Origin of the sequence: Pilibacter termitis, from assembly GCF_900167335.1 — a bacterium.
In the GTDB taxonomy this organism is placed as follows: domain Bacteria; phylum Bacillota; class Bacilli; order Lactobacillales; family Streptococcaceae; genus Pilibacter; species Pilibacter termitis.
Map to the genome: position 1 here is coordinate 53,322 of NZ_FUXI01000011.1, position 20,168 is coordinate 73,489.

General features: G+C 38.3%; 24 protein-coding genes. 17 read left to right on the forward strand and 7 right to left on the reverse strand.

Annotated features, from left to right (window positions below):
- Positions 1–174 precede the first annotated feature (174 nt).
- Both argH and aroD read left to right on the forward strand, forming a co-directional pair.
- Positions 175–1,557 carry an argininosuccinate lyase gene (argH, locus tag B5D30_RS05900; protein WP_078807125.1) on the forward strand — a complete coding sequence of 461 codons (1,383 nt, stop codon included), beginning with the start codon at positions 175–177 and terminating at the stop codon, positions 1,555–1,557.
- A gap of 55 nt (positions 1,558–1,612) precedes the next feature.
- Positions 1,613–2,305, forward strand: a complete 693-nt coding sequence (aroD, locus tag B5D30_RS05905) for a type I 3-dehydroquinate dehydratase (RefSeq protein WP_078807126.1) — start codon at positions 1,613–1,615, stop codon at positions 2,303–2,305.
- 78 nt (positions 2,306–2,383) lie between these two features.
- On the opposite strand, the gene B5D30_RS05910 is transcribed toward aroD, so the two are convergent.
- The 3 genes from B5D30_RS05910 to B5D30_RS05915 all read right to left on the reverse strand — a co-directional run bounded on the left by B5D30_RS05910 (position 2,384) and on the right by B5D30_RS05915 (position 4,694).
- Entirely contained in the window at positions 2,384–2,995 is a 612-nt protein-coding gene (locus tag B5D30_RS05910; RefSeq protein ID WP_078807127.1) for a flavin reductase family protein, read from the reverse strand.
- Between the two features lie 479 nt (positions 2,996–3,474).
- Positions 3,475–3,648 (reverse strand): hypothetical protein, encoded by a 174-nt coding sequence (locus tag B5D30_RS13585; RefSeq protein WP_159443231.1) that lies wholly within the window; start codon positions 3,646–3,648, stop codon positions 3,475–3,477.
- A 35-nt stretch (positions 3,649–3,683) separates the two neighbouring features.
- Positions 3,684–4,694 carry a ring-cleaving dioxygenase gene (locus B5D30_RS05915; RefSeq protein WP_078807128.1) on the reverse strand — a complete coding sequence of 337 codons (1,011 nt, stop codon included), beginning with the start codon at positions 4,692–4,694 and terminating at the stop codon, positions 3,684–3,686.
- A gap of 190 nt (positions 4,695–4,884) precedes the next feature.
- Here B5D30_RS05915 and B5D30_RS05920 point away from each other — a divergent pair, with 190 nt between their 5' ends.
- On the forward strand, positions 4,885–5,130 hold the full coding sequence (locus tag B5D30_RS05920) for a hypothetical protein (protein WP_078807129.1): 246 nt from the start codon (positions 4,885–4,887) through the stop codon (positions 5,128–5,130).
- Positions 5,131–5,177: 47 nt separating this feature from the next.
- Here the strand turns inward: B5D30_RS05920 and B5D30_RS05925 are convergent, their stop codons facing one another.
- On the reverse strand, positions 5,178–5,933 hold the full coding sequence (locus B5D30_RS05925; protein ID WP_078807130.1) for an exodeoxyribonuclease III: 756 nt from the start codon (positions 5,931–5,933) through the stop codon (positions 5,178–5,180).
- A gap of 118 nt (positions 5,934–6,051) precedes the next feature.
- Here B5D30_RS05925 and B5D30_RS05930 point away from each other — a divergent pair, with 118 nt between their 5' ends.
- The 6 genes from B5D30_RS05930 to B5D30_RS05955 all read left to right on the forward strand — a co-directional run bounded on the left by B5D30_RS05930 (position 6,052) and on the right by B5D30_RS05955 (position 11,737).
- Positions 6,052–6,951, forward strand: coding sequence for a Gfo/Idh/MocA family protein (locus B5D30_RS05930; protein ID WP_159443232.1), 900 nt, complete (start codon positions 6,052–6,054; stop codon positions 6,949–6,951).
- Between the two features lie 159 nt (positions 6,952–7,110).
- Positions 7,111–8,025 carry a UDP-N-acetylmuramate dehydrogenase gene (gene murB, locus B5D30_RS05935; protein ID WP_234984627.1) on the forward strand — a complete coding sequence of 305 codons (915 nt, stop codon included), beginning with the start codon at positions 7,111–7,113 and terminating at the stop codon, positions 8,023–8,025.
- Positions 8,022–8,588, forward strand: a complete 567-nt coding sequence (locus B5D30_RS05940; RefSeq protein WP_078807133.1) for a GNAT family N-acetyltransferase — start codon at positions 8,022–8,024, stop codon at positions 8,586–8,588. Before murB ends, B5D30_RS05940 begins: the two co-directional genes overlap by 4 nt.
- The gene (locus tag B5D30_RS05945; RefSeq protein WP_078807134.1) at positions 8,585–9,187 is read left to right on the forward strand and encodes a methyltransferase family protein; all 603 of its coding nucleotides are present in this window, start codon (positions 8,585–8,587) and stop codon (positions 9,185–9,187) included. The genes B5D30_RS05940 and B5D30_RS05945 overlap by 4 nt, the downstream gene beginning before the upstream one ends.
- 161 nt (positions 9,188–9,348) lie before the next feature.
- On the forward strand, positions 9,349–10,965 hold the full coding sequence (locus B5D30_RS05950) for a SulP family inorganic anion transporter (protein WP_078807135.1): 1,617 nt from the start codon (positions 9,349–9,351) through the stop codon (positions 10,963–10,965).
- A gap of 4 nt (positions 10,966–10,969) precedes the next feature.
- Complete coding sequence (locus tag B5D30_RS05955; RefSeq protein WP_078807136.1) at positions 10,970–11,737, forward strand: NERD domain-containing protein; 768 nt, start codon at positions 10,970–10,972, stop codon at positions 11,735–11,737.
- A gap of 54 nt (positions 11,738–11,791) precedes the next feature.
- On the opposite strand, the gene B5D30_RS05960 is transcribed toward B5D30_RS05955, so the two are convergent.
- Positions 11,792–12,955 carry a M20 metallopeptidase family protein gene (locus B5D30_RS05960; RefSeq protein ID WP_078807137.1) on the reverse strand — a complete coding sequence of 388 codons (1,164 nt, stop codon included), beginning with the start codon at positions 12,953–12,955 and terminating at the stop codon, positions 11,792–11,794.
- A 156-nt stretch (positions 12,956–13,111) separates the two neighbouring features.
- Between B5D30_RS05960 and B5D30_RS13170 the strand changes: the two genes are divergently transcribed.
- On the forward strand, positions 13,112–13,351 hold the full coding sequence (locus B5D30_RS13170; protein ID WP_144399499.1) for a hypothetical protein: 240 nt from the start codon (positions 13,112–13,114) through the stop codon (positions 13,349–13,351).
- Positions 13,352–13,624: 273 nt separating this feature from the next.
- On the opposite strand, the gene B5D30_RS05965 is transcribed toward B5D30_RS13170, so the two are convergent.
- A complete protein-coding gene (locus B5D30_RS05965; protein WP_078807138.1) occupies positions 13,625–14,275 on the reverse strand; it encodes a YigZ family protein in 651 nt (216 codons plus the stop codon).
- Between the two features lie 410 nt (positions 14,276–14,685).
- On the opposite strand from B5D30_RS05965, the gene B5D30_RS13590 reads away from it, so the two are divergent.
- From B5D30_RS13590 to B5D30_RS05985, 7 genes are all read left to right on the forward strand, one after another.
- Positions 14,686–14,853 carry a hypothetical protein gene (locus B5D30_RS13590; protein WP_159443233.1) on the forward strand — a complete coding sequence of 56 codons (168 nt, stop codon included), beginning with the start codon at positions 14,686–14,688 and terminating at the stop codon, positions 14,851–14,853.
- Positions 14,854–14,933: 80 nt separating this feature from the next.
- A complete protein-coding gene (locus B5D30_RS14285; protein ID WP_268802100.1) occupies positions 14,934–15,068 on the forward strand; it encodes a hypothetical protein in 135 nt (44 codons plus the stop codon).
- 194 nt (positions 15,069–15,262) lie between these two features.
- The gene (locus B5D30_RS13595) at positions 15,263–15,412 is read left to right on the forward strand and encodes a hypothetical protein (RefSeq protein ID WP_159443234.1); all 150 of its coding nucleotides are present in this window, start codon (positions 15,263–15,265) and stop codon (positions 15,410–15,412) included.
- Entirely contained in the window at positions 15,364–16,674 is a 1,311-nt protein-coding gene (locus B5D30_RS05970; protein ID WP_078807139.1) for an ATP-dependent helicase ComFA, read from the forward strand. Before B5D30_RS13595 ends, B5D30_RS05970 begins: the two co-directional genes overlap by 49 nt.
- Positions 16,675–16,720: 46 nt before the next feature.
- Positions 16,721–17,401 (forward strand): ComF family protein, encoded by a 681-nt coding sequence (locus B5D30_RS05975; RefSeq protein WP_078807140.1) that lies wholly within the window; start codon positions 16,721–16,723, stop codon positions 17,399–17,401.
- A gap of 244 nt (positions 17,402–17,645) precedes the next feature.
- The gene (gene hpf / locus B5D30_RS05980) at positions 17,646–18,200 is read left to right on the forward strand and encodes a ribosome hibernation-promoting factor, HPF/YfiA family (RefSeq protein WP_078807141.1); all 555 of its coding nucleotides are present in this window, start codon (positions 17,646–17,648) and stop codon (positions 18,198–18,200) included.
- 100 nt (positions 18,201–18,300) lie between these two features.
- On the forward strand, positions 18,301–18,705 hold the full coding sequence (locus tag B5D30_RS05985) for a hypothetical protein (protein ID WP_144399500.1): 405 nt from the start codon (positions 18,301–18,303) through the stop codon (positions 18,703–18,705).
- A 58-nt stretch (positions 18,706–18,763) separates the two neighbouring features.
- Here the strand turns inward: B5D30_RS05985 and B5D30_RS05990 are convergent, their stop codons facing one another.
- Entirely contained in the window at positions 18,764–19,984 is a 1,221-nt protein-coding gene (locus tag B5D30_RS05990; RefSeq protein ID WP_078807143.1) for a pyridoxal phosphate-dependent aminotransferase, read from the reverse strand.
- Positions 19,985–20,168: the final 184 nt, after the last annotated feature.

Here is a 20,168-nt window from a genome sequence, read left to right on the forward strand (position 1 = left end):
CCAGACTTCAGCCCCTCACAGCTAGACAAAGAAAAGCTACGAGGGGCGTTCAGGAGTTGGCGACAGCGAACCATGTCGTTTATTTACTCGCAACGCAAGTTGCGAGCGACATTGAGAGCAGTCGCCCAACTCCTGCCCCTCACAGCTAGACAAAGAAAATCGGAGAAAAGATTTATGAGTAAAAAATTGTGGGGCGGACGCTTCAATGGAAAAAATGAGGAATGGATTGACGCTTTTGGTGCTTCCATTGAGGTGGATCAAGCACTTGTTTTACAGGACATTCAAGGAAGTTTAGCACACGTTGCTATGCAAGAAGTTGTGGGGATGTTGACAAATGACGAGGCTGAGCAAATTCGTCAGGGACTAGAAAAATTGCTAGATAAGGCAAAAAAAGGAGAACTAGAATACACCATTCAAAACGAAGATATTCATTTGAATATTGAAGCTCTTCTTCATGAGGAAATAGGTGCGGTTGCAGGAAAACTTCATACCGCTCGTAGCCGTAATGACCAAGTGGCAACAGATATGCACCTTTGGGTAAAAGAGGTAAATACAAGCATTATTCAAGAAATCGAGAAAATGCAACAGACTTTTGTTAAGGTCGCCTCTTCTCATATCGAAACACTTCTTCCAGGAATGACGCATTTACAGCACGCTCAGCCGATTAGTTTGGCTCATCATTTACTAGCATATGTGCATATGTTTGAGCGAGACAAGGAGCGTTTTACTTGGTCGCAACATCACGCAGATATTTCGCCATTAGGTGCTGCGGCACTGGCAGGGACGACATTTCCGATTGATCGCTTTTTTACAGCTGAAAAATTAGGGTTCAAAAACGTCTATGCTAACTCACTTGATGCGGTAAGCGATCGTGATTTCATTTTGGAGTTATTGAGCAATGCAGCAATATTAAGCCTGCATATGAGTAGACTTTGTGAAGAATTGATTCTTTGGTGTTCACATGAATATCAATTTATCACGCTATCAGACACTTATTCCACAGGTAGCTCGATTATGCCACAGAAAAAAAATCCTGATATGGCAGAGTTAGTGCGTGGAAAAACAGGGCGAATATATGGCAATTTGTTTGGCTTGTTGACGACTATGAAATCTCTTCCTCTTGCGTACAACAAAGATTTACAAGAGGACAAAGAAGGCATGATTGACTCTGCTGAAACAGTTTTGACTTGTATTAAAATCGTTACAGGCATGATTGAAACGATGACAATAAACGAAGAAAAAATGAGTGCTAGTGTAGAGCAAGATTTTTCAAATGCGACAGAGTTAGCAGATTATTTGGCGTCTATCGGGATTCCATTTAGAAAAGCTCACGAAATTGTCGGGAAATTAGTGCTTGAATGTATTCAAACAGGAAAATTCTTACAAGACATACCGCTTTGTGACTATCAAACAATCGTACCAGAAATAAAAGAGGACATTTACAGCATTTTATCAGCGAAATCAGCAGTAGCTCGCAGAACGTCCTTTGGTGGTACAGGTTTCGAGCAAGTAGAAAAACAAATTCATTTTTGGTATGATAAATTGAATATAGAGTGATATACTTATATGGGTACCAAACGGTACCCATAGTATTTTTTCTTGAGGTGAGCAAATGAAAACAAAAATAATCGTACCAATTATGCCAAAAAATAAAACGGAATTAGTCGCATTACTAAAACAAGCAACAGAAAGTCAAGCAGATTGGATTGAATTTCGTGCAGATTTTTACCAAGAAGTAACTTCTCTTGAATGGGCAACGGTTGTCTCCAAAAAGCCGATTATTTTCACCTATCGTACGCTATCGCAAGGTGGAAATGGCACTTTACCTACAAATGAGTTATTTACCGTACTAAAAAAAGCAATAGAAGTCTTTCCAATCGTTGATATTGAGCTAACATTTCAAGAAGATTTATTGAAAGAATTGCTCGATTTGGCAAAAGATAATGGCACTCAAACCATTCTAAGTTTGCATGACTTTGAGCAAACACCAAGCGAAGAAGAAATTCTCGCCTCTTTTGTGAAAATGGAAAATTTGGGTAGTGATATAGCCAAAATAGCCGTATTCCCGCAAGCAGAAGAAGATGTCTTGCGAATGATTTCAGCAAGCCAAAATTATCACAAAAGACCGACAGCAAAGCCAATTATCTCTATTTCCATGGGCGATTTCGGAAAAATCACACGTCTTGCGACTTATTTAACACACTCTATCGCCACATTCGCTAGCATAACGACAAGTTCTGCACAAGGGCAAATCCCGCTATTGTTGACGAAAGAGGTATTGTTAGCTTTGGAGGGTGAGGGGTGAGGGGTGGTGTTTGTTTATTCAAATAAAAAAACATCGTGTGTTGGCGATGTTTTTTTGCCAAATTTTCAATTTACAAAACTACCTCGGTCTCTCCAAAGCAAACACTTCTCCAAATTCAACGTAATCACTTCCTGCCAATCTTCCTAAAGGACGAAATTTTTCAGGAATAATATATGCGTGTTCTTCATCAAAAATTTCTTCGTTAAAATAATATTCAACCACTTCTAAAAGAAACAATTCGCTCACAAGCGTTCCGTCTTTTTCGACTGGAATATGCTGATGTAGCTTGACTTCCATGCGAATGTCGGCATTTTTCAAACTAGGAGGTGTGACAGTTTCGCTCTGGATTGTTTCAAGAGAGTTTTGTGTAATCTCGCTTTCCAGTGGCGAAAGCGAGGCAGAAGTTTGGTTCATTTCTTCGACGTTTTTGTGATTGACAAGATGAATCACTGCCTCACCATTTTCAAGAAGATTGCGTGCGGTATCCTTTCTACCATAAGGACCACCTAGAATAGAAATTGACACAAGATTTGGTGCTACCACGTTGAAAAAAGAAAATGGTGCAGCGTTTGTGATACCATTCTCTTTGTTTTTCGTCACCACCCACGCAATCGGACGTGGGATAACGGCACCACTTAGAAATTTATATCCAAGAATACTAGGTATTTTATTTGCAGCGTAATGTTTCATTGGTTTCTCCTTTTTTTCTAATATTGAGGTGTAGGAGTTTGGTCGCAGTTCGCAGTGCCACTTGAAACTTTGTTTTAATGCTAGTCTTTCAGGAATCTTTGATTCTTAGAAAGACTGTATGCGAAACGAAGTGTAGTAGCAAGTAAATGTCACGGCTCACTGCGACAAACTTCAGACCGTCCCTCTTCGCTTTTCTGTGTCTAGCTACGAGTGGCAGAAGTCTGGCAACTGTTCACAATGTCGCTTGCAACTTACGTTGCAAGTGAATAAACGACATGGTTCACTGTTGCAGACTTCAGTTCGCCCCTCTTCGCTTTTCTGTGTCTAGCTACGAGTGGCGGAGTTGGGCGACTGCTCTCAATGTCGCTCGCAACTTACGTTGCGAGTAAATAAACGACATAGTTCGCTGTCACCAACTCCAGACCGCCCCTCTTCGCTTTTCTTTGTCTAGCTACGAGTGGCTGAAGTCTGGCAACTGTTCACGATGTCGCTTGCAACTTCGTTGCAAGTGAATAAACGACATGGTTCACTGTTGCAGACTTCAGACCGCCCCTCTTCGCTTTTCTGTGTCTAGCTACGAGGGGCTGAAGTTTGGTCGCTGTTCGCAGTGCCACTTGAAACTTCGTTTCAAGCAAGTAAATGTCACGGCTCACTGCGACAAACTTCAGACCGCCCCTCTTCGCTTTTCTTATACACGCATTTTGTTGGCGTCGCTTGTGTTTAGTGGACGGAGTTTGGCTGCTGTTGCGGCTTTTACTGCTTCATCTCCCGGGAATAAGTGTGGAGGGAGTGAAAGTTCTTCGCCTGCAATGTTTTCTGCCTCATCTTCCCAAAATCCGGGACCGTCTGTTGCGATTTCAAATAAAATTTGCGGAGCAACTCTTGCATATTCGCTTGCAAAGTAGAAACGGTCAACAAATCCAGAATTAGGGAAACGCAAAGCACTCAAGCGTTCAATCCAATAACGTAAACCGTCTTGGTCTTTAATACGAAGGGCTAAATGATGAATATTTCCATAGCCTTGCATAGCAGGAGTCATTTCTGGTTCGTGCTGGATTAAAATAGAGGCACCATTTCCACCTTCACCTATTTCGTAAAGCGTAAGATTTTCTTTTTCGCCTGTTTTGTGGAAACCAAGAACGTCTTGCATTACAAGTTCCATATGTTCAAGATTGCTGACAATAACTGTTACCGTTCCAAGTCCTGTAATTGCGTGTTGTTTGTCAACATTTGACTTGCTCCAAGGAGTTCCGCTTGGCATACCAGTATTGTTTTCATCAGACAAAATGCGGTAGTGCTGTTCGTCAAAATCTTCAAAATCAAAGGCTTTTTTGCCAAAGAAATCATAAACTTCGCCATGTGCAACACCAAATGTGTTAAAGCGTTCTAACCAATAATCAACAGATTTATCTGTTGGTACTCGGAATGACACACGGTCAATGTTGTTCGTCCCTTTTGTTCCTTTTGGAATATTTGGGAAATCAAAAAATGTCATATCTGTCCCAGCAGCACCATATTCATCTGTAAAATAAAGGTGGAATGTTTGATAATCATCTTGATTGACGGTTTTCTTTGCCAAACGAAGTCCAAGAATATTGGTGAAAAATTCATAAATATTTTGGGCATTTGATGTAATCGCCGTTACGTGATGAAGTCCTCCAAGTTGATAATTTTTATTGATTTCAACATTTACTGACATAATAAATACCTCGCTTTTTTATAACATTACTTACTTTTTGTAAGTTGATGAAGTAATCATAACTTTTTCTTTTTCATCTGTAAAATAATTTGCTCAAGGAAATGAGAGGGAATGTTAAGAAAAATTTAAGAAAAAATAGAATAGTGTAGTATTATAATGATTCTATCAAAATATAGGGAGGAATGTGTTTATGCGTACATTAGAAGAAGTAAGAGCTGATTTTCAATTGATTGAGGAGAAGTACGAACAAGTCAACAGTGGGGTTGACTATAAAGCAAGGGTAAAGAAATTAGAAGAGTTGATAATTGAATTAAATGGGATGTACAAGGAAAAGTATGGAAAATCTGCTTTGTACCCTCCTGAAAGGCATACAAATGAGCCGATATTGGATTTGATGTCTAAAATATATTTGCACACGCATTATTGCATGATATAGTACAACAAAAGCGGCTTTGGAATAAAAGTCGCTTTTGTTATGTTGTTTTATAAATCAATCTCTAACCCCACAGGACAGTGGTCGCTACCAAAGATTTCAGGGTAAATTTTGGCATCGAGTATTTTGTTATCTAATGAATTGCTTGTGATAAAATAGTCGATTCGCCACCCTGCATTGTTTGCCCGTGCATTGAATTGATAGCTCCACCAAGAATATGCCCCCTCAAGAGAAGGATATTTATAGCGGAAAGTATCCGTAAAACCAGCAGCTAAAAGTATAGAAAACTTTGCACGTTCCTCTGGTGTAAACCCAGCGTTTTTTTGATTAGTTTTCCAATTTTTCAAATCAATATTTTCATGAGCGACATTCAAATCTCCGCAGAGAATAACTGGTTTTTTCTTGTTTAATTCTACTAAATATTGGCGGAAATCATCTTCCCAATTTTCACGATAATCAAGACGAGAGAGGTCACGCTTAGTATTTGGTGTGTAGCAATTAACGAAATAAAACTTGTCAAATTCAAGTGTAATCACTCGTCCTTCATGGTCATGTTCTTCAATTCCAATACCGTAAGTAACCGTATTTGCCTCTTTTTTGCTCCAAATCGCCACACCGGAATATCCCTTTTTCTCCGCGTAATTCCAGTATTCCGCATATTCTGGAAAATTAAGATCAATTTGTCCTTCTTGTAGTTTTGTTTCTTGTACGGCAAAAATATCTGCATCTAATTCTTTAAAAATATCTTCAAATCTTTTTTTCTGAACAGCACGCAAGCCGTTGACGTTCCATGAAATACATTTCATTTGCAAATCCCTCGTTTCATTTTTCTACTCTTATCATAGCGAAAAAAGATAAGTTTTGCGATAAATTGGTCTTGGTAATGGTAAAATAAGAACTACAACGAAAGAAGGAATGGGAAAAATGAAGAAAAAAGTCGCAATCATAGGTGCTGGAGGTATTGCTCAAAAGGCGTACTTGCCAGTTTATGCTCAAATGCAAAATGAATTTGAGTTTATTATTAGCTCACGCATGTTTGAAAAGGCGGAAAAACTACGTGAACAGTATAATTTTTACAAGGCAGTTGAAGGAATTGAACCGTTATTTTCGGAAAAAATCGAAATGGTTATGATTCATTCAGCAACGAGTAGCCATTTTGAACTTTGTGAGAAATTTTTATCATTAGGAATTGATGTTTTCGTGGATAAGCCGATTAGTGAGGAATATGCAGAAGTGATACATTTGAAAAATTTGGCAAATGAAAAACAAGTTCGTTTTATGGCTGGCTTTAACCGAAGATTTGCTCCAATGTGCGAGAAATTAAAAGAAATCAAGGAAAAAAGCTATATTGCAATTACAAAAAATCGTGTAAATCAAACACTTGAGCTGAAATATGGCTTGTATGATTTATTTATCCATCCGCTCGATACTGCACTTTATCTTTTAGATGAGGAAATTAAAACTGTTTCTTCACGAATAAATGAGGAAAACGGGCAAATGAGTCAAGCATTTTTGCAGATTGAAACGCAAAACACGCTAGTACACGTTCGCATGAATATGCGTGCAGGTGCCAATACAGAGACTTTCGCTGTCGAAAGTGTAAACGGCAGTTTTCAAATAGAAAATTTACAACAATTTTCCAAAAATCAAGCTGGAAAAAGAACAATTGAAGAATTTGACGATTGGACACCGACACTTGAGAAAAGAGGATTCGCTCCAATGATTCGAGCGTTTCTACATGGAGAAAATTTGCGACAGGAAAAAACAATCTACTCGCATGAGTTAATTGAGCGGATGATACACCTACACTTCCAAAATCACTAAAAAAAGTGTAAAATAAAATTTATGAAAACCACGAAAAGCGAAGAGAGGCGGTTAACAGTTTGTCGCAGTAAGCCACAGTATTTACTTGCTGGAAACATAGTTTCTAGTGCAGTTGCGAACAACAACCAGACTCCTGCCCCTCATAGCTAGAAAAAAGGAATGGAAAAAATGCTAAATCAAAATAAAATTCAAGAAGAATTACATGGAATAAAGATTCTATTTGCTGAACCGTTGAAAAATTTTACTTTTACAAAAGTCGGCGGAAATGCTGATGCTTTGATTTTTCCAAAAACAATAGAAGAAGTGCGTCTCATTGTCGATTATGCACAAAAAAACAAAATTCCATATCTTGTGTTAGGCAATGCGAGTAATTTAATTGTGCGTGACGGAGGGATTCGTGGCTTTGTCTTAATGTTAACGGATATGACTGAAATTATTGTTTCCGATAAGTGCATCACCGCACAAGCGGGAGCGGAGCTAATTGACGTGACAAAAGAGGCGTGCAAACATCACTTGACAGGATTTGAGTTTGCCTGCGGGATTCCGGGGTCTATTGGTGGAGCTGTTTACATGAATGCGGGAGCATATGACGGAGAAATTCAGAATATCTTTACAAGTTGTGAAGTTTTGCTTGAAAACGGGACAATCGAAACATGGCAACTTGAGGAGATGAACTTTTCTTATCGCCATTCTAAAGCTCAGGAGCAAAAAGTTGTTATACTTTCAGCTAGTTTTCATTTGGAAAAAGGAGAAATTGACAACATTCAGGCACGTATGGATGAACTGACACGTTTGAGACAGGAAAAACAACCCCTCGAATTTCCTAGCTGTGGCTCTGTTTTCAAGCGACCTGAAGGCTATTTTACAGGAAAATTGATACAAGATGCGAACTTGCAAGGATTTAAATATGGTGGTGCTCAGATTAGCGAGAAACACGCAGGTTTTATTGTCAATATTGACAACGCAACGGCTCGTGACTATGAAGAATTGATTGCTTACATTATCAAAGTGGTGAAAGAAAAATTTGACGTAACGCTTGAGGTGGAAGTTAGAATTATTGGAGAGTCATTATGATACGACAAGCGAAAAAGGCTGATGTTGCGAAACTTGCAGAGCTTATGTTAATTATTTTTCAAGATATGGAGTTGCCGCTTTTAGCAAAAATTGGCAAAGAAAAACTAAAAAACTTGTTGTTGCAGACTTTTCAAGAAGAAGAATATCGCTATTCTTATACGAATGCACTTGTAGCAGAACTAGACGGCGAAGTAGTCGGTGTGGTTTATTGCTACAATCCACAAAGTGAAAAAGTGAACGATTCTGCATTTGAGCAACAATTATCGGGTCAATACAATTTGCAGGAGCAACTTTTTTTCCAAACGGAAGTATTGCCTGACGAATGGTATTTGGATTCTATCGCATTATTTTCAAAAGCACGAGGCAAAGGGCTTGGCACGAAATTATTGTTGGCAGCTCTTGAAAAGGCGAAAGAAAAGGGAGCAGTAAATGTCGGCTTAAATGTTGAGCAAAACAATCAAAGAGCTAGAGAGCTTTACGAAAATTTAGGGTTTGTAGAAGTGGCGGAAGTTGAGATTGTTGGACACAAGTACGGGCATCTGCAAAAGAGGTTGTTCGATTGAATATTTTACAAGTGTTCTCTTTAATGTGTGTGGTTGTGTTTTATTTTATTTATTTTTCCAAACAATATTTGTTAAGGAAAAAAGGAATCAAGAGTAATCAAATTGCTAAAAATACTGTGCATAATAAAGAATTTTTCATTGAATTTTTGATGAAAATTGCTACATTTCTCGTTGTAATTGTTGAGGTGGTTTCTATTGTTTTCAATATTTATAGAGAAATTCCGTTATTTTTCCGATTTATCGGTGTTATATTTAGTATTTTTGGAGTATGTTTATTTGCTATTTCCGTTTGGCAAATGAGAGATAATTGGCGAGCAGGGTTAGCAAGGAATGACAAGCGAGAATTAGTTCAAACAGGTGTTTATACAATGAGCCGAAATCCTGCGTTTTTAGGATTTGATCTAGTTTATATCGGAATTTTGTTTTCTTTTTTTAATTTAATATTGTTATTTTTCACCATATTTCCAATTGTAATGCTTCATCTTCAAATTTTACAGGAAGAACGATATTTGGTGGAAATTTTTGGAGAAGAATATGTGAAGTATCAGAAAAAAGTCGGGAGATATTTTGGACGGAAGTCAGTTTTTAGTGATGTCTAAAAGAAAAAAATACAGTCAATCTAAACAAATGAAAGTCAAACGCTTTGTTTAGATTGGCTATTGATTTTTTTCGAAAACACAAGTGAAATTAGCAAAAAAACCTTAAACTTTCTCTCTTTTCGTGTTATGATGATAAAAACAAGAAAAATGAGGAGGTAAAAATGTTTCAAAATTATCAGAGAATGTTAAAGACGGAGTTTTTGTCTTATAACAAGGAGAAGTTGGTCAAAGATATTTTAGCAGGACTTACAACGTGTGCCGTTGCGTTGCCTCTTGCGATTGCTTTCGGGGTGAGTAGCGGAGTAGATGCCTCAAGTGGATTGATTACAGCGGTGATTGCAGGCGTGGTCATTTCGGCATTGAGTGGTGCATTTTTCCAAATTAGTGGACCGACAGGTGCAATGGCGGCGATTCTCATTGGCTTGCTGGCAAAATTTGGGTTAAATGGTATTTTTATCGCTACGCTCATGGCGGGAATTTTTCTTTTACTGGCGGGCATTTGTCGCTTGGGGACACTCACGACCTTTATTCCTGCTCCAGTGATTACAGGATTTACCTCGGGAATTGCGATTATCATTGCACTCGGGCAAATTGACAATTTTTTTGGTGTGAAAAGTCACGGTGAAAACAGTATTGAAAAATTGATGAGTTTCACAGAGCTTGGTTTTTCGCCAAATATTACAGCTAGTGTAATGGGCTTTTTTGTTGTTTTATTCTTAGTATTTTTCCCAAAAAAATGGAATCAACGTGTGCCTGCAAGTTTGCTAGCAATCATTATTTGTACGATTGTTAACATGATTTTTCACTTAGATGTGGCTTCTGTTGGCAAAATACCAACTACGCTATTGAGTGAAAACCGACTCAATCCGTCAGATGTTAGCATTGCAGAAATGAAAGAGTTGCTCACTCCTGCGATTTCGATTGCTCTTTTAGGAATGATTGAGAGCTTGCTTTGTGGAGCGAGTGCAGGGCGAATGACAGGAAAAACGCTCAATGCCAATCAAGAGCTAATTGCTCAAGGTGTGGGAAATATTATACTCCCCTTTTTTGGTGGGATTCCAGCAACTGCAGCAATCGCACGAACAAGTGTGGCAATAAAAAGTGGTGCTCAAACAAGACTCACAGGAATTTTCCATGCGTTAGGACTCCTGTTTTCCATGCTCCTTTTTTCAAATGTAATGAGCAATATTCCACTTTGTGCGTTAGCAGGCGTACTAATGGTGACTGCTTTTCGGATGAATGAGTGGGAAAGTATTCGTTATATTTTTGAGAAAAAGTTTTTTGGAGCAATCGCACTTTTCATTATTACAATGCTTGCAACAGTTATCTTTGATTTGAGCATTGCAATTATACTAGGTTTTATATGTGGTCTATTGATTTTTGTTGTGCGAAATGCAGTAGTTGAAATTGATACGCAAAAGGTAGATTTATCGAGAATGGGGAAAGGACATCATGAGCTTTCAGGAGAATGGGAAGTTATTTATGTAATGGGACCACTCTTTTTCATGTCGGCAGAAAGACTTAATCAAGTAATACGCAAATTTGAGCAGACAGACGGGATTATTTTCTCACTTCGTGGCGTTTCAAGTATTGATTCAACGATTTTACAAATTTTCAAAGACACGTTAGAAGAACGAGAAGCACGCGGGAAAACAACAATTTTCGCCTCTTTTCATGAAAATCTTGGCAAATCGTTTGAACGAGCAGGTTTTAAAAATGTAAAAACAGAAAAATTCTTTTACCACAGTGTAAACGAAGCGATTGAGGAGCAGTTGTAGCAAGATGTCTGGAAAAATTGTGCGTGGGAGAAAGAAGATGACGTTGCTAGAGAGTCTAAGGTACTATGCAGATTATCTTTTTCACTCCCAAGAATATGAAAAAACAGGAGATATTGGTGAGCAACACCTCTACCGTGAGTTGATAGCTTTATTTGGCAAGAAAAATATTTTCCGAAATCTTTATTTGGAAAAAGAGAACGGAAAAACAACGGAAATTGACCTGTTAGCGATTCATTCCACAGGGATTTATGTGTTTGAAAGTAAAAATTATAGCGGTTTGATTATTGGAAGTACAGAGGAGAGGCAATGGCGACAAATTTTAGGGAAGAAAGTCTATACATTCTATAATCCTATTTTGCAAAATAATATGCATATTCGTGCGTTGCAAGGATATTTATTGGAAAAGTATCCTAATATAAACTATTATTCTTACATTGTTTTCTCTATTCGTTGTGATTTGACAGAAATAGAAACGGCACAAGAGCGTACGTTTGTTTTAAAACGAGAATTTTTAAAACAAAATTTGACAAATATTCTTCAAAGTCAAGAGCCAATTTTGTCAGAAAAAGAAATCTCAACATTATCCCTATTTTTTAAGTCAAAAGAAAGACCGGATGAAACAGTAAGAGTGCAGCATAACAAAAATATCCAAGAAGCACTCAACCGTTGCCCGAATTGTAATGGCAGGCTTGTTGTACGTTACAATAAAAAGACCAACCAAACATTTCACGGGTGTGAAAATTTTCCTAAATGTCGTTATACAAAATCTTGAAAAAAAGCAAGAGAAAATCAAATGTTCTCTTGCTTTCTTTTTTAGAAGTTCCTTTTATTTCAACACATTCAAAGCCAATTTTACAAACATAGCTGTGCCAATTGGCAAAGATTTTTCATCAATTTTGAATTTTGGATGATGATTGATAAATTCATATCCGTCTTCGACACTTCCTCCGCCAAGTACGAAAAATGCACCCGGTTTGACATCTGTATAGGCTGAAAAGTCCTCGCCTGCAAGCATTGGCGGAACTGGGAAAAGTGCGTTTTTGCCCAAAATTTCTTTTGCACTTGCCACCACTTCATCCATTTCTTCTTTTGCATTCATCACTGAACTATAACCATACTCATAATTCAACACATATTTAGCATGGTGCATTTTACAAATTCCTTCAATTGTCTCCTCAATCATTGTTTTCAAGCTTTCACGCAATTCAGGATTTCTTGTACGCACAGATGCTAAAAGAGTTGCACGCTCGGGAATGACGTTATGTTCACTGCCCGATTGGAATTTCCCCCACGAGCAGACAGCCGTTTCAGTTGGTGCAACACGCCTAGCCATGACATTATTAATCGCTTGAATGATTTCTGCTCCAATGGTAATCGGGTCAATTGCAAACTCAGGTGCCATTGCATGAGCTCCTTGACCGATAATTTCTAGTGTCAAAAGGTCGCTGGCAGCAGTCATTGCTCCATAGCTATACCCAATCGCTCCAGCAGGAATACGTGGAAAAATATGAAGTCCGTAAATTTTGTCTACATCGTCTAAAATACCAGATTTCACCATTAAAATCGCTCCACCCGGAGGCGTTTCTTCGGCAGGTTGGAAAATAAATTTAATCGTGCCACTAATTTTTTCAGGCATAGTACAAAGCACTTTGACGGCACCTAAAAGGATAGCCGTATGCGTATCATGTCCACAAGCGTGCATGACACCGTCATTTTGTGAAATAAATTCCACATCACTTTCTTCTTGGATCGGCAATGCGTCAATATCTGCACGAAAGGCGATTGTCTTGCCTTCCTTTCCTCCTTTTAAAGTTGCCACAATTCCATTTTCAATCGGTCGTGAAATTTCTAAATTTGGGAAAGTCTTTAGTACATTTTCGATATAATTGGCAGTTTCCACTTCGTGAAAAGAAAGCTCTGGGTGAGCGTGCAAATACCTACGCCAAGCAACGATTTCAGCAGTAGGGATAATCTCTAACAAATTCTTCATAATGACCTCCGTTTTGGTTAGTAAAAGCCAAATGCTTTTCATTCTTAGTATAAACATATTTGTGTTAAATTTCAAAAATATGGGTATGTCTAAAAACTCCGATTAAGACTAAATTAGCTAGTTTTTCTTGTTTTCGAGGAAATCGACGAAAGCTATGTGGGGCATAGAAATGCGAAGAGGGGCGAACAGGAGTTTGTCGTAGTGAGTCACAGCATTTATTTACTGGAAACGAAGTTTCCAGTGCTGTTGCGAACAGCGACCAAACTCCTGACCCTCGTAGCTAGACATAGAAAAGCGAAGAAGTGTGTTAAGGAGTTTGCAACAGTGAACCGTGTCGTTTATTTACCGCTACACTTCGTTTCGCATACAGTCTTTCTAAGAATCAAAGATTCTTGAAAGACTAGCATCGAAACTTTAGTTTCGAGCGACACTGCGAACAGTTGCCAAACTCCTGTACTTCGTAGCTAGACATCGAAAAGCGAGCGGGGCGATTTGAAGTCTGCAACAGCGAACACTGTCGTTCATTTACTAGAAACGTAAGTTTCTAGCGACATTGTGAGCAGTTGCCAGACTTCAGCCCCTCGTAGCTAGACAAGTTTGAGGAGATTGACGAAGAAAACAGGAAAACTAGCAATTTTGGGTAAGTGTGAGTTTTTAGAGGGTCCCATATTAAATTTGATGAATTTGGATTTCATTCCAAGCATTTTCCCCTAGAACAAATGTGACTTGACCATTTAACAAACTCGTTATTTCTTCTTGGTAAATGTCGACATTTTCTTTATCCACGAGTGTAATCACCTCGACATTTTCAGTGAAAAGTGTATCTTTTAAAGTGTATTCAGTATGTGTTTCAAGGAAATTTTGCACTTTTCCAAGTGAACTATAACTTATCTCCGCATGGATTTCTTGCTGTAAAATTCCTTTGACGATACCAATTTCATTGAGTGTGTGGCTAACACTTCCCGCATACGCACGAATTAACCCGCCCGCACCAAGTTTAATTCCACCAAAATAGCGAGTAACTACCACTACAAGATTAATCAATTCATTTTTTTTCAACACTTCAAGCATTGGTACACCAGCAGTACCACTAGGCTCCCCGTCATCATTAGAACGCTGAATTTCTCCACGATTTCCAAGGATAAAAGCAGAACAATTATGTGTTGCTTTCCAATGCTCTTTTTTTATCTGAGCAATAAATTCCTTCGCCTCTTCCTCTGTTTTCACTCGCTTAATATGTGTAATAAACCTCGATTTTTTCACTTCCATTTCCACCACTCCGTCACGCAGAACAGTAAAATAATGAGCATTTTCGTCCATAACATTCCCTCGCTAAAATTTTTCTTTTTTATTTATAAATAGTGTACCAAAAAATCCATTTTTTGCGTATCTATAAGATGAGGGAAAAAGAAAAGCGAAAAGGGGCGTTCTGAAGTCTGCAACAGTGAGCTATGTCGTTTATTTACTTGAAACGAAGTTTCAAGCGACATTGTGAACAGTTGCCAGACTTCAGCCCCTCATAGCTAGACAAAGAAAAGCGAAGAAGTGCGTTTTGAAGTCTGTGGTAGTGAACCACGTCGTTTATTCACTCGCAACGTTAGTTGCGAGCGACGTTGTGAACAGCCACCAGACTTCAGCACTTCGTAGCTAGACAAAGAAAAGCGAAAAGGGCGTTCTGAAGTCTGTCGCAGTGAGCCACAGCATTTACTTGCTTGAAACTTTCGTTTCCAGTGCTGTCGGGAACAGCGACCCAAACCCAGCCCCTCACAGCTAGACAAAGAAAAGCGAAGAAGTGCGTTTTGAAGTCTGTGGTAGTGAGCCACGTCGTTTATTTACTCGCAACGTTAGTTGCGAGCGACGTTGTGAACAGCCACCAGACTTCAGCACTTCATAGCTAGACAAAGAAAAGCTACGAGGGGCGTTCTGGGTTTTGTCGCAGTGAGCGACAGCATTTACTTGCTGGAAACTTTCGTTTCCAGTGCTGTCGGGAACAGCGACCCAAACCCAGCCCCTCACAGCTAGACAAAGAAAAGCTAGGAGGGGCGTTTTGAAGTCTGCAACAGTGAGCCATGTCGTTTATTTACTTAAAACGAAGTTTCAAGCGACATTGTGAACAGTTGCCAGACTTCAGCCCCTCACAGCTAGACACGAAAAGCTACGAGGGGCGTTCTGAAGTCTGCAACAGTGAGCCATGTCGTTTATTTACTTGAAACGAAGTTTCAAGCGACATTGTGAACAGTTGCCAGACTTCAGCCCCTCACAGCTAGACAAAGAAAAGCTACGAGGGGCGTTCTGAAGTCTGTCGCAGTGAGCCACAGCATTTACTTGCTTGAAACGCAGTTTCAAGTGCTGTTGCGAACAGTGATCAGACTTCAGCCCCTCACAGCTAGACAAGGAGAAAATTCAACATGGAATTACGTGGAAGACGAGTCAATGCTTGGGAAAATCCATTTCTAAATGAAGAAGAAATAGAGTGTTTTTCAACAATGGAAATTAGCGAGAAAATGGTTCGCTGTATGAGATGTGGTGGTGAAAGCGAAAAAGACGAGGTGAAATTGCCAAAAGAAGATTTTTTTTGCCCAGAATGTATTGAGCTAGGACGAATTGTTAGTTCACAAACGTTTTTTTATCAGTCAGCACCAGCATACGAACCGATTGTAGATTCTCTCACATGGAAAGGGGAATTGACGAAAGGGCAACAAGCACTTAGCGAGGAAATTGTTTGTGCGATAGAGCGTGAGGAAAATTTGCTCATTCATGCAGTGACAGGTGCTGGCAAGACAGAAATGATTTTTGCAGGAATTGCTCGTGCGTTATCTCTTAGCAAACGTGTTGGTATTGCAATTCCTCGAGTGGACGTTTGTATCGAGTTATATCCTCGAATACAAGAGGCTTTTTCTGGAGTAGAAATCTGCCTACTTCACGGAAAAAGTGAGGAAGAATTTCGTCTTACCCCAATTGTCATTTGCACGACTCATCAGCTTTTGCGATTTTTTCGCTATTTTGATGTGTGCATTGTAGATGAGGCAGACGCATTTCCATTTGCCTACAATCAATCTCTTGCGTTTGCTCTTGAAAATGCACGCAAAGAAAAGTCAAGTCTGCTCTACCTCACCGCTACACCGACGAAGGAATTAAAAAGAAGTATAGCAAAACACAGCGTTTTACCCGCAAGATTTCATCAACACCCACTTGTTGTACCAGAGTTTGTTTGGTGTGGCAATTGGCGAGCAACAATTGAGAAAGGGCGGCTACCAAAAGCATTCAAACAAAAAATCAAAGAATTGATAGAAGATAATTTTCCGTTTTTGATTTTCTGCCCTGTTATTGCTTTGTTGCCATTCATAGAAAAAAGCATGCGGAAAGAATTTCCACATCTCACACTCACCACCGCCTCCTCCATAGATGAGCAACGATTAGAACGAGTAAAAGCAATGCGTGAAAGACGTGTAGAGTGTTTGATAACGACAACGATTTTAGAACGTGGTGTGACATTTGCAGATATTTCCGTTTTAGTATTGGGAAGTAATCACAAAGTTTACAACAAAAGCGTTTTGGTTCAAATCTCTGGACGTGTCGGAAGAAAACTCACTCGACCAAATGGGAAACTCTATTTTCTACACGACGGAAAAACTAAAGCAATGACCGAAGCGAAACGTGAGATTCTCGAAATGAACAAATTAGCAAAAGAAAGAAATTTATTACTGCCTGATGTTTGAAAACTGTTAGTAAATGAACAAATCATATAATTAAGGAGATTCTCAAATGAAATGTTTACTTTGTAAAGAAGAATTAAGCGAAGAAATGATGATTTCAGAGTTATTGTTTGGAAAGAAAAAACATTGGGTTTGTGAAATGTGTTTGGAGCAATTTGAGAAGATAGAAGGAGAAATTTGTTTAGGTTGCTCCAAAAAAAGCCAAGAAAACTATTGTCAAGATTGTTTGGAATGGAAAAAAATATACCCTAAGTATGATTTTTCACATAAGGCGTTGTTTCATTATAATGAGGCAATGCAAAATTATATAGAACGATATAAATTTTTCGGTGATTATCGGTTACGCTTTATTTTTCAAAAAGAAATTCTTCAAAATTTGAAAGTTTATAAAGGAAAAATTTTGATTCCGATTCCATTATCCAACAATAGAATGGAAGAAAGACGATTCAATCAAGTAGAAGGATTACTCGATGCGGCAGGGGTCAACTATTTTCCATGTTTAGAGAAAAAAATAGACGAAGAAAAGCAATCTAGCAAAAATCGTAAGCAAAGAATATCAACAAACAACCCTTTTTTATTGAAAGAGAATGCAAAAAGGGTGATTGAAAATCAAGAAATTGTTTTAGTCGATGACATCTACACGACAGGACGAACGCTTTTTCATGCGTATGAAAGTCTTTTGTCAGCCAATCCGAAAAGTGTAGAAAGTTTTTCCTTGGTAAGAGCGTAAAGGTGGAAGTTTGATTTTTTGTAAAAAAACAAGGATTTTTATTTCCTTTGTTTTAAAAGTAAATCAATAGAAATGCAGTTGAATCGTATAGAAAATGAGAATGTAATTTTATTTTTAAAAAATTGATGTGAAAAATATAGTCTATATCTTTTGCATATGGGAAAACGTTTTGATAAAATATAGGTAAGAAGGAAAAAGAGTGGTCCTTTTTCCTTTATATTGTAACTTGAAAGGGGTAATTGTTATGGCAATCACATATAAAGTTCGCGGAGAAAACATTGAGGTAACCGACGCCATTCGCGATTATGTAGAAAAGAAAGTGGCGAAAGTGGAAAAATATTTTCCTGAGTCAACGGTTGCAACAGCACACGTAAACTTGAAAGTTTACGCTGAAAAAACTGCGAAAGTAGAGGTAACAATTCCACTTCCAAATCTGACATTGCGTGCAGAAGAAACCTCGCCTGATTTGTATGGAAGCATTGATTTGGTAACGGACAAATTAGAACGCCAAATTCGCAAGTACAAAACAAAAATTAATCGTAAACATCGTGAGGCAAAACCTGCAGGAGAGGTTTTCCTTGCAGAAGTAGTAGAGTCAGATGTAGCGGAGGAAGAACCAGTAGATGAAATCGTGCGTACGAAGCGTTTTGATTTAGACGAATGGACAAGCGAGGAAGCGATTATTCAAATGGAAATGCTCGGACATGATTTTTATGTCTTTAAAGATGCCGAAAATGGCAACACAAGCATTATTTACCGCAGAAAAGACGGAAAAAACGGCTTGATTGAAGTCGTTTAATCCGATTATGGCAAGGTCAAAATGACCTTGCTTTTTTGGGGATTACGCATGACTTTTTGATTGAGTAGTTTTATAATAAAGGTATAAAAAAAGTGAGGAAGTGAGTGAAATGTGGGGCTGGCTTATGTTAGGGAGCTTGTATGGAGGAAGTGCAAGCAATGGTGAGAGACAATATGCGGGAAAATTGACCGTTAGCGAATTTCTTTCTTTTTCTCTTTTACTCGCACCATTAATAGTATCGTTTCTTTTCCAAGTTTCTTTTTGGAGTGTTTTGTTCGTTTGTGTGATTTTACAAGTTTTGCTTGTTTTAGTTGAAATGAAAGTGAAGAAATCCCAACATACTTTTTTTGGCATTACTTTTTTCCAACTCTTTTATTTACCTGTTGTGTTGGTGTTTAAAACAAAAGTATCATTTTTGGTAGGGGTGTTCCTATATTTTTTAGTCATAGGAGTGACGGTATATATTTCCGTTAAATTAAATAATAAGTATAATATCAGATATTAGGAAAAATTTTTTTGTAAACAAAAACCGCACAAACTTAGAATTTATGCGGTTTTTTCTATTATTTTTGTTTATACGTCTCCAAAAATTCACGCATACGGGACATTGTCATTTTTAAATCTTCCATTTTTGGTAAGTAAACGATACGGAAGTGGTCTGGTTCTTTCCAGTTGAATCCTCTGCCATGAACAAGCAAAACTTTATGCTCGTGTAGAAAATCATAGACAAATTGTTCATCATCTAAAATATTGAATTTCTTCACGTCCATTTTTGGAAAAATGTAAAATGCTGCTTTTGGTTTGACCGCAGAAAGTCCTGGAATACTTTGGATTGCATTGTAAATATACTCGCGTTGCTCAAAAATTCGCCCGCCGGGTTTTAGCATTTCGGTAACAGATTGATAGCCACCAAGCGAAGTCTGTACAATTTGTTGAGCCAATACGTTCGAGCATAATCGCATACTTGCAAGCATATTCAAGCCCTCGATATATCCTTTTGCCTTAGACTTATCTCCAGACAAAACAGCCCAGCCAATACGGAAACCAGCCACAAGGTGTGATTTGGAAAGTCCGTTAAGCGTTACGACAAACAAATCAGGAGCAAGAGAGGCAATCGGCACGTGAACTAAATCGTCCATAACCAAACGGTCGTAGATTTCATCACTAAAAATAATGAGCTGATGTTCACGAGCAACTTTGACAATTTCCTCAAGCAATTCTTTAGAATACAATGCTCCAGTAGGATTGTTTGGATTGATGACAACAATTGCTTTTGTGTTAGAGGTGATTTTTTTCTTAATATCCTCAATATCAGGAAACCATTCAGCCTCTTCATCGCAAACGTAATGCACTGCTTTTCCGCCAGCAAGCGTAATTTCAGCAGTCCAAAGCGGATAATCAGGCATCGGCACAAGCACTTCATCGCCATTTTCAAGCAAACCTTGCATACACATTTTGATTAGTTCGCTTACTCCATTTCCTGTATAAATATCGTTAACATCAACATTTGGATATCCTTTTAACTGACAATATTGCATAATCGCCTTACGAGCGGAAAAAATTCCTTTTGATTCGCTATATCCTTCTGAGGCACGCACGTTGGTAATTAAATCTTGCACAATCTCATGCGGTGCCTCGAAATCAAACGCTCCCGGATTTCCAGTGTTTAGCTGAAGGATTTTCATTCCTTGAGCTTTCATACGTTGTGCCTCATCTAAAACAGGGCCACGCACGTCATAGCTGACATTATCCAATTTACTTGATTTGTTAAAGAAACGTTCCATATAATCATCTCCCAAAGTTTTATTTGTTCTTATTTTACGCTTTTGATTATAGAATGTCTACAATATCCCCTGTTAAACTTAATGAATTTAAAAAAGTTTTGAAAACTGATTGTTACAAAAATGAAATGTAAAAAATGCAAGACTGACGTTTGTTTTTTTTGTATAATGGATTTCGTAGACGAAA

What these genes read in the sequence shown, in the direction of transcription:
- B5D30_RS05990 (WP_078807143.1), bottom strand. Translation starts at nt 19,984, where the DNA reads ATGGAACGTTTCTTTAACAAATCAAGTAAATTGGATAATGTCAGCTAT.
- murB (WP_234984627.1), top strand. Translation starts at nt 7,111, where the DNA reads ATGGAAAAAATGCTAAATCAAAATAAAATTCAAGAAGAATTACATGGA.
- B5D30_RS05915 (WP_078807128.1), bottom strand. Translation starts at nt 4,694, where the DNA reads ATGTCAGTAAATGTTGAAATCAATAAAAATTATCAACTTGGAGGACTT.
- B5D30_RS05975 (WP_078807140.1), top strand. Translation starts at nt 16,721, where the DNA reads ATGAAATGTTTACTTTGTAAAGAAGAATTAAGCGAAGAAATGATGATT.
- hpf (WP_078807141.1), top strand. Translation starts at nt 17,646, where the DNA reads ATGGCAATCACATATAAAGTTCGCGGAGAAAACATTGAGGTAACCGAC.
- B5D30_RS05970 (WP_078807139.1), top strand. Translation starts at nt 15,364, where the DNA reads ATGGAATTACGTGGAAGACGAGTCAATGCTTGGGAAAATCCATTTCTA.
- B5D30_RS05960 (WP_078807137.1), bottom strand. Translation starts at nt 12,955, where the DNA reads ATGAAGAATTTGTTAGAGATTATCCCTACTGCTGAAATCGTTGCTTGG.
- B5D30_RS05950 (WP_078807135.1), top strand. Translation starts at nt 9,349, where the DNA reads ATGTTTCAAAATTATCAGAGAATGTTAAAGACGGAGTTTTTGTCTTAT.
- B5D30_RS05910 (WP_078807127.1), bottom strand. Translation starts at nt 2,995, where the DNA reads ATGAAACATTACGCTGCAAATAAAATACCTAGTATTCTTGGATATAAA.
- B5D30_RS05930 (WP_159443232.1), top strand. Translation starts at nt 6,052, where the DNA reads ATGAAGAAAAAAGTCGCAATCATAGGTGCTGGAGGTATTGCTCAAAAG.
- B5D30_RS05955 (WP_078807136.1), top strand. Translation starts at nt 10,970, where the DNA reads ATGTCTGGAAAAATTGTGCGTGGGAGAAAGAAGATGACGTTGCTAGAG.
- B5D30_RS05965 (WP_078807138.1), bottom strand. Translation starts at nt 14,275, where the DNA reads ATGGACGAAAATGCTCATTATTTTACTGTTCTGCGTGACGGAGTGGTG.
- argH (WP_078807125.1), top strand. Translation starts at nt 175, where the DNA reads ATGAGTAAAAAATTGTGGGGCGGACGCTTCAATGGAAAAAATGAGGAA.
- B5D30_RS05925 (WP_078807130.1), bottom strand. Translation starts at nt 5,933, where the DNA reads ATGAAATGTATTTCATGGAACGTCAACGGCTTGCGTGCTGTTCAGAAA.
- B5D30_RS05920 (WP_078807129.1), top strand. Translation starts at nt 4,885, where the DNA reads ATGCGTACATTAGAAGAAGTAAGAGCTGATTTTCAATTGATTGAGGAG.
- aroD (WP_078807126.1), top strand. Translation starts at nt 1,613, where the DNA reads ATGAAAACAAAAATAATCGTACCAATTATGCCAAAAAATAAAACGGAA.
- B5D30_RS05940 (WP_078807133.1), top strand. Translation starts at nt 8,022, where the DNA reads ATGATACGACAAGCGAAAAAGGCTGATGTTGCGAAACTTGCAGAGCTT.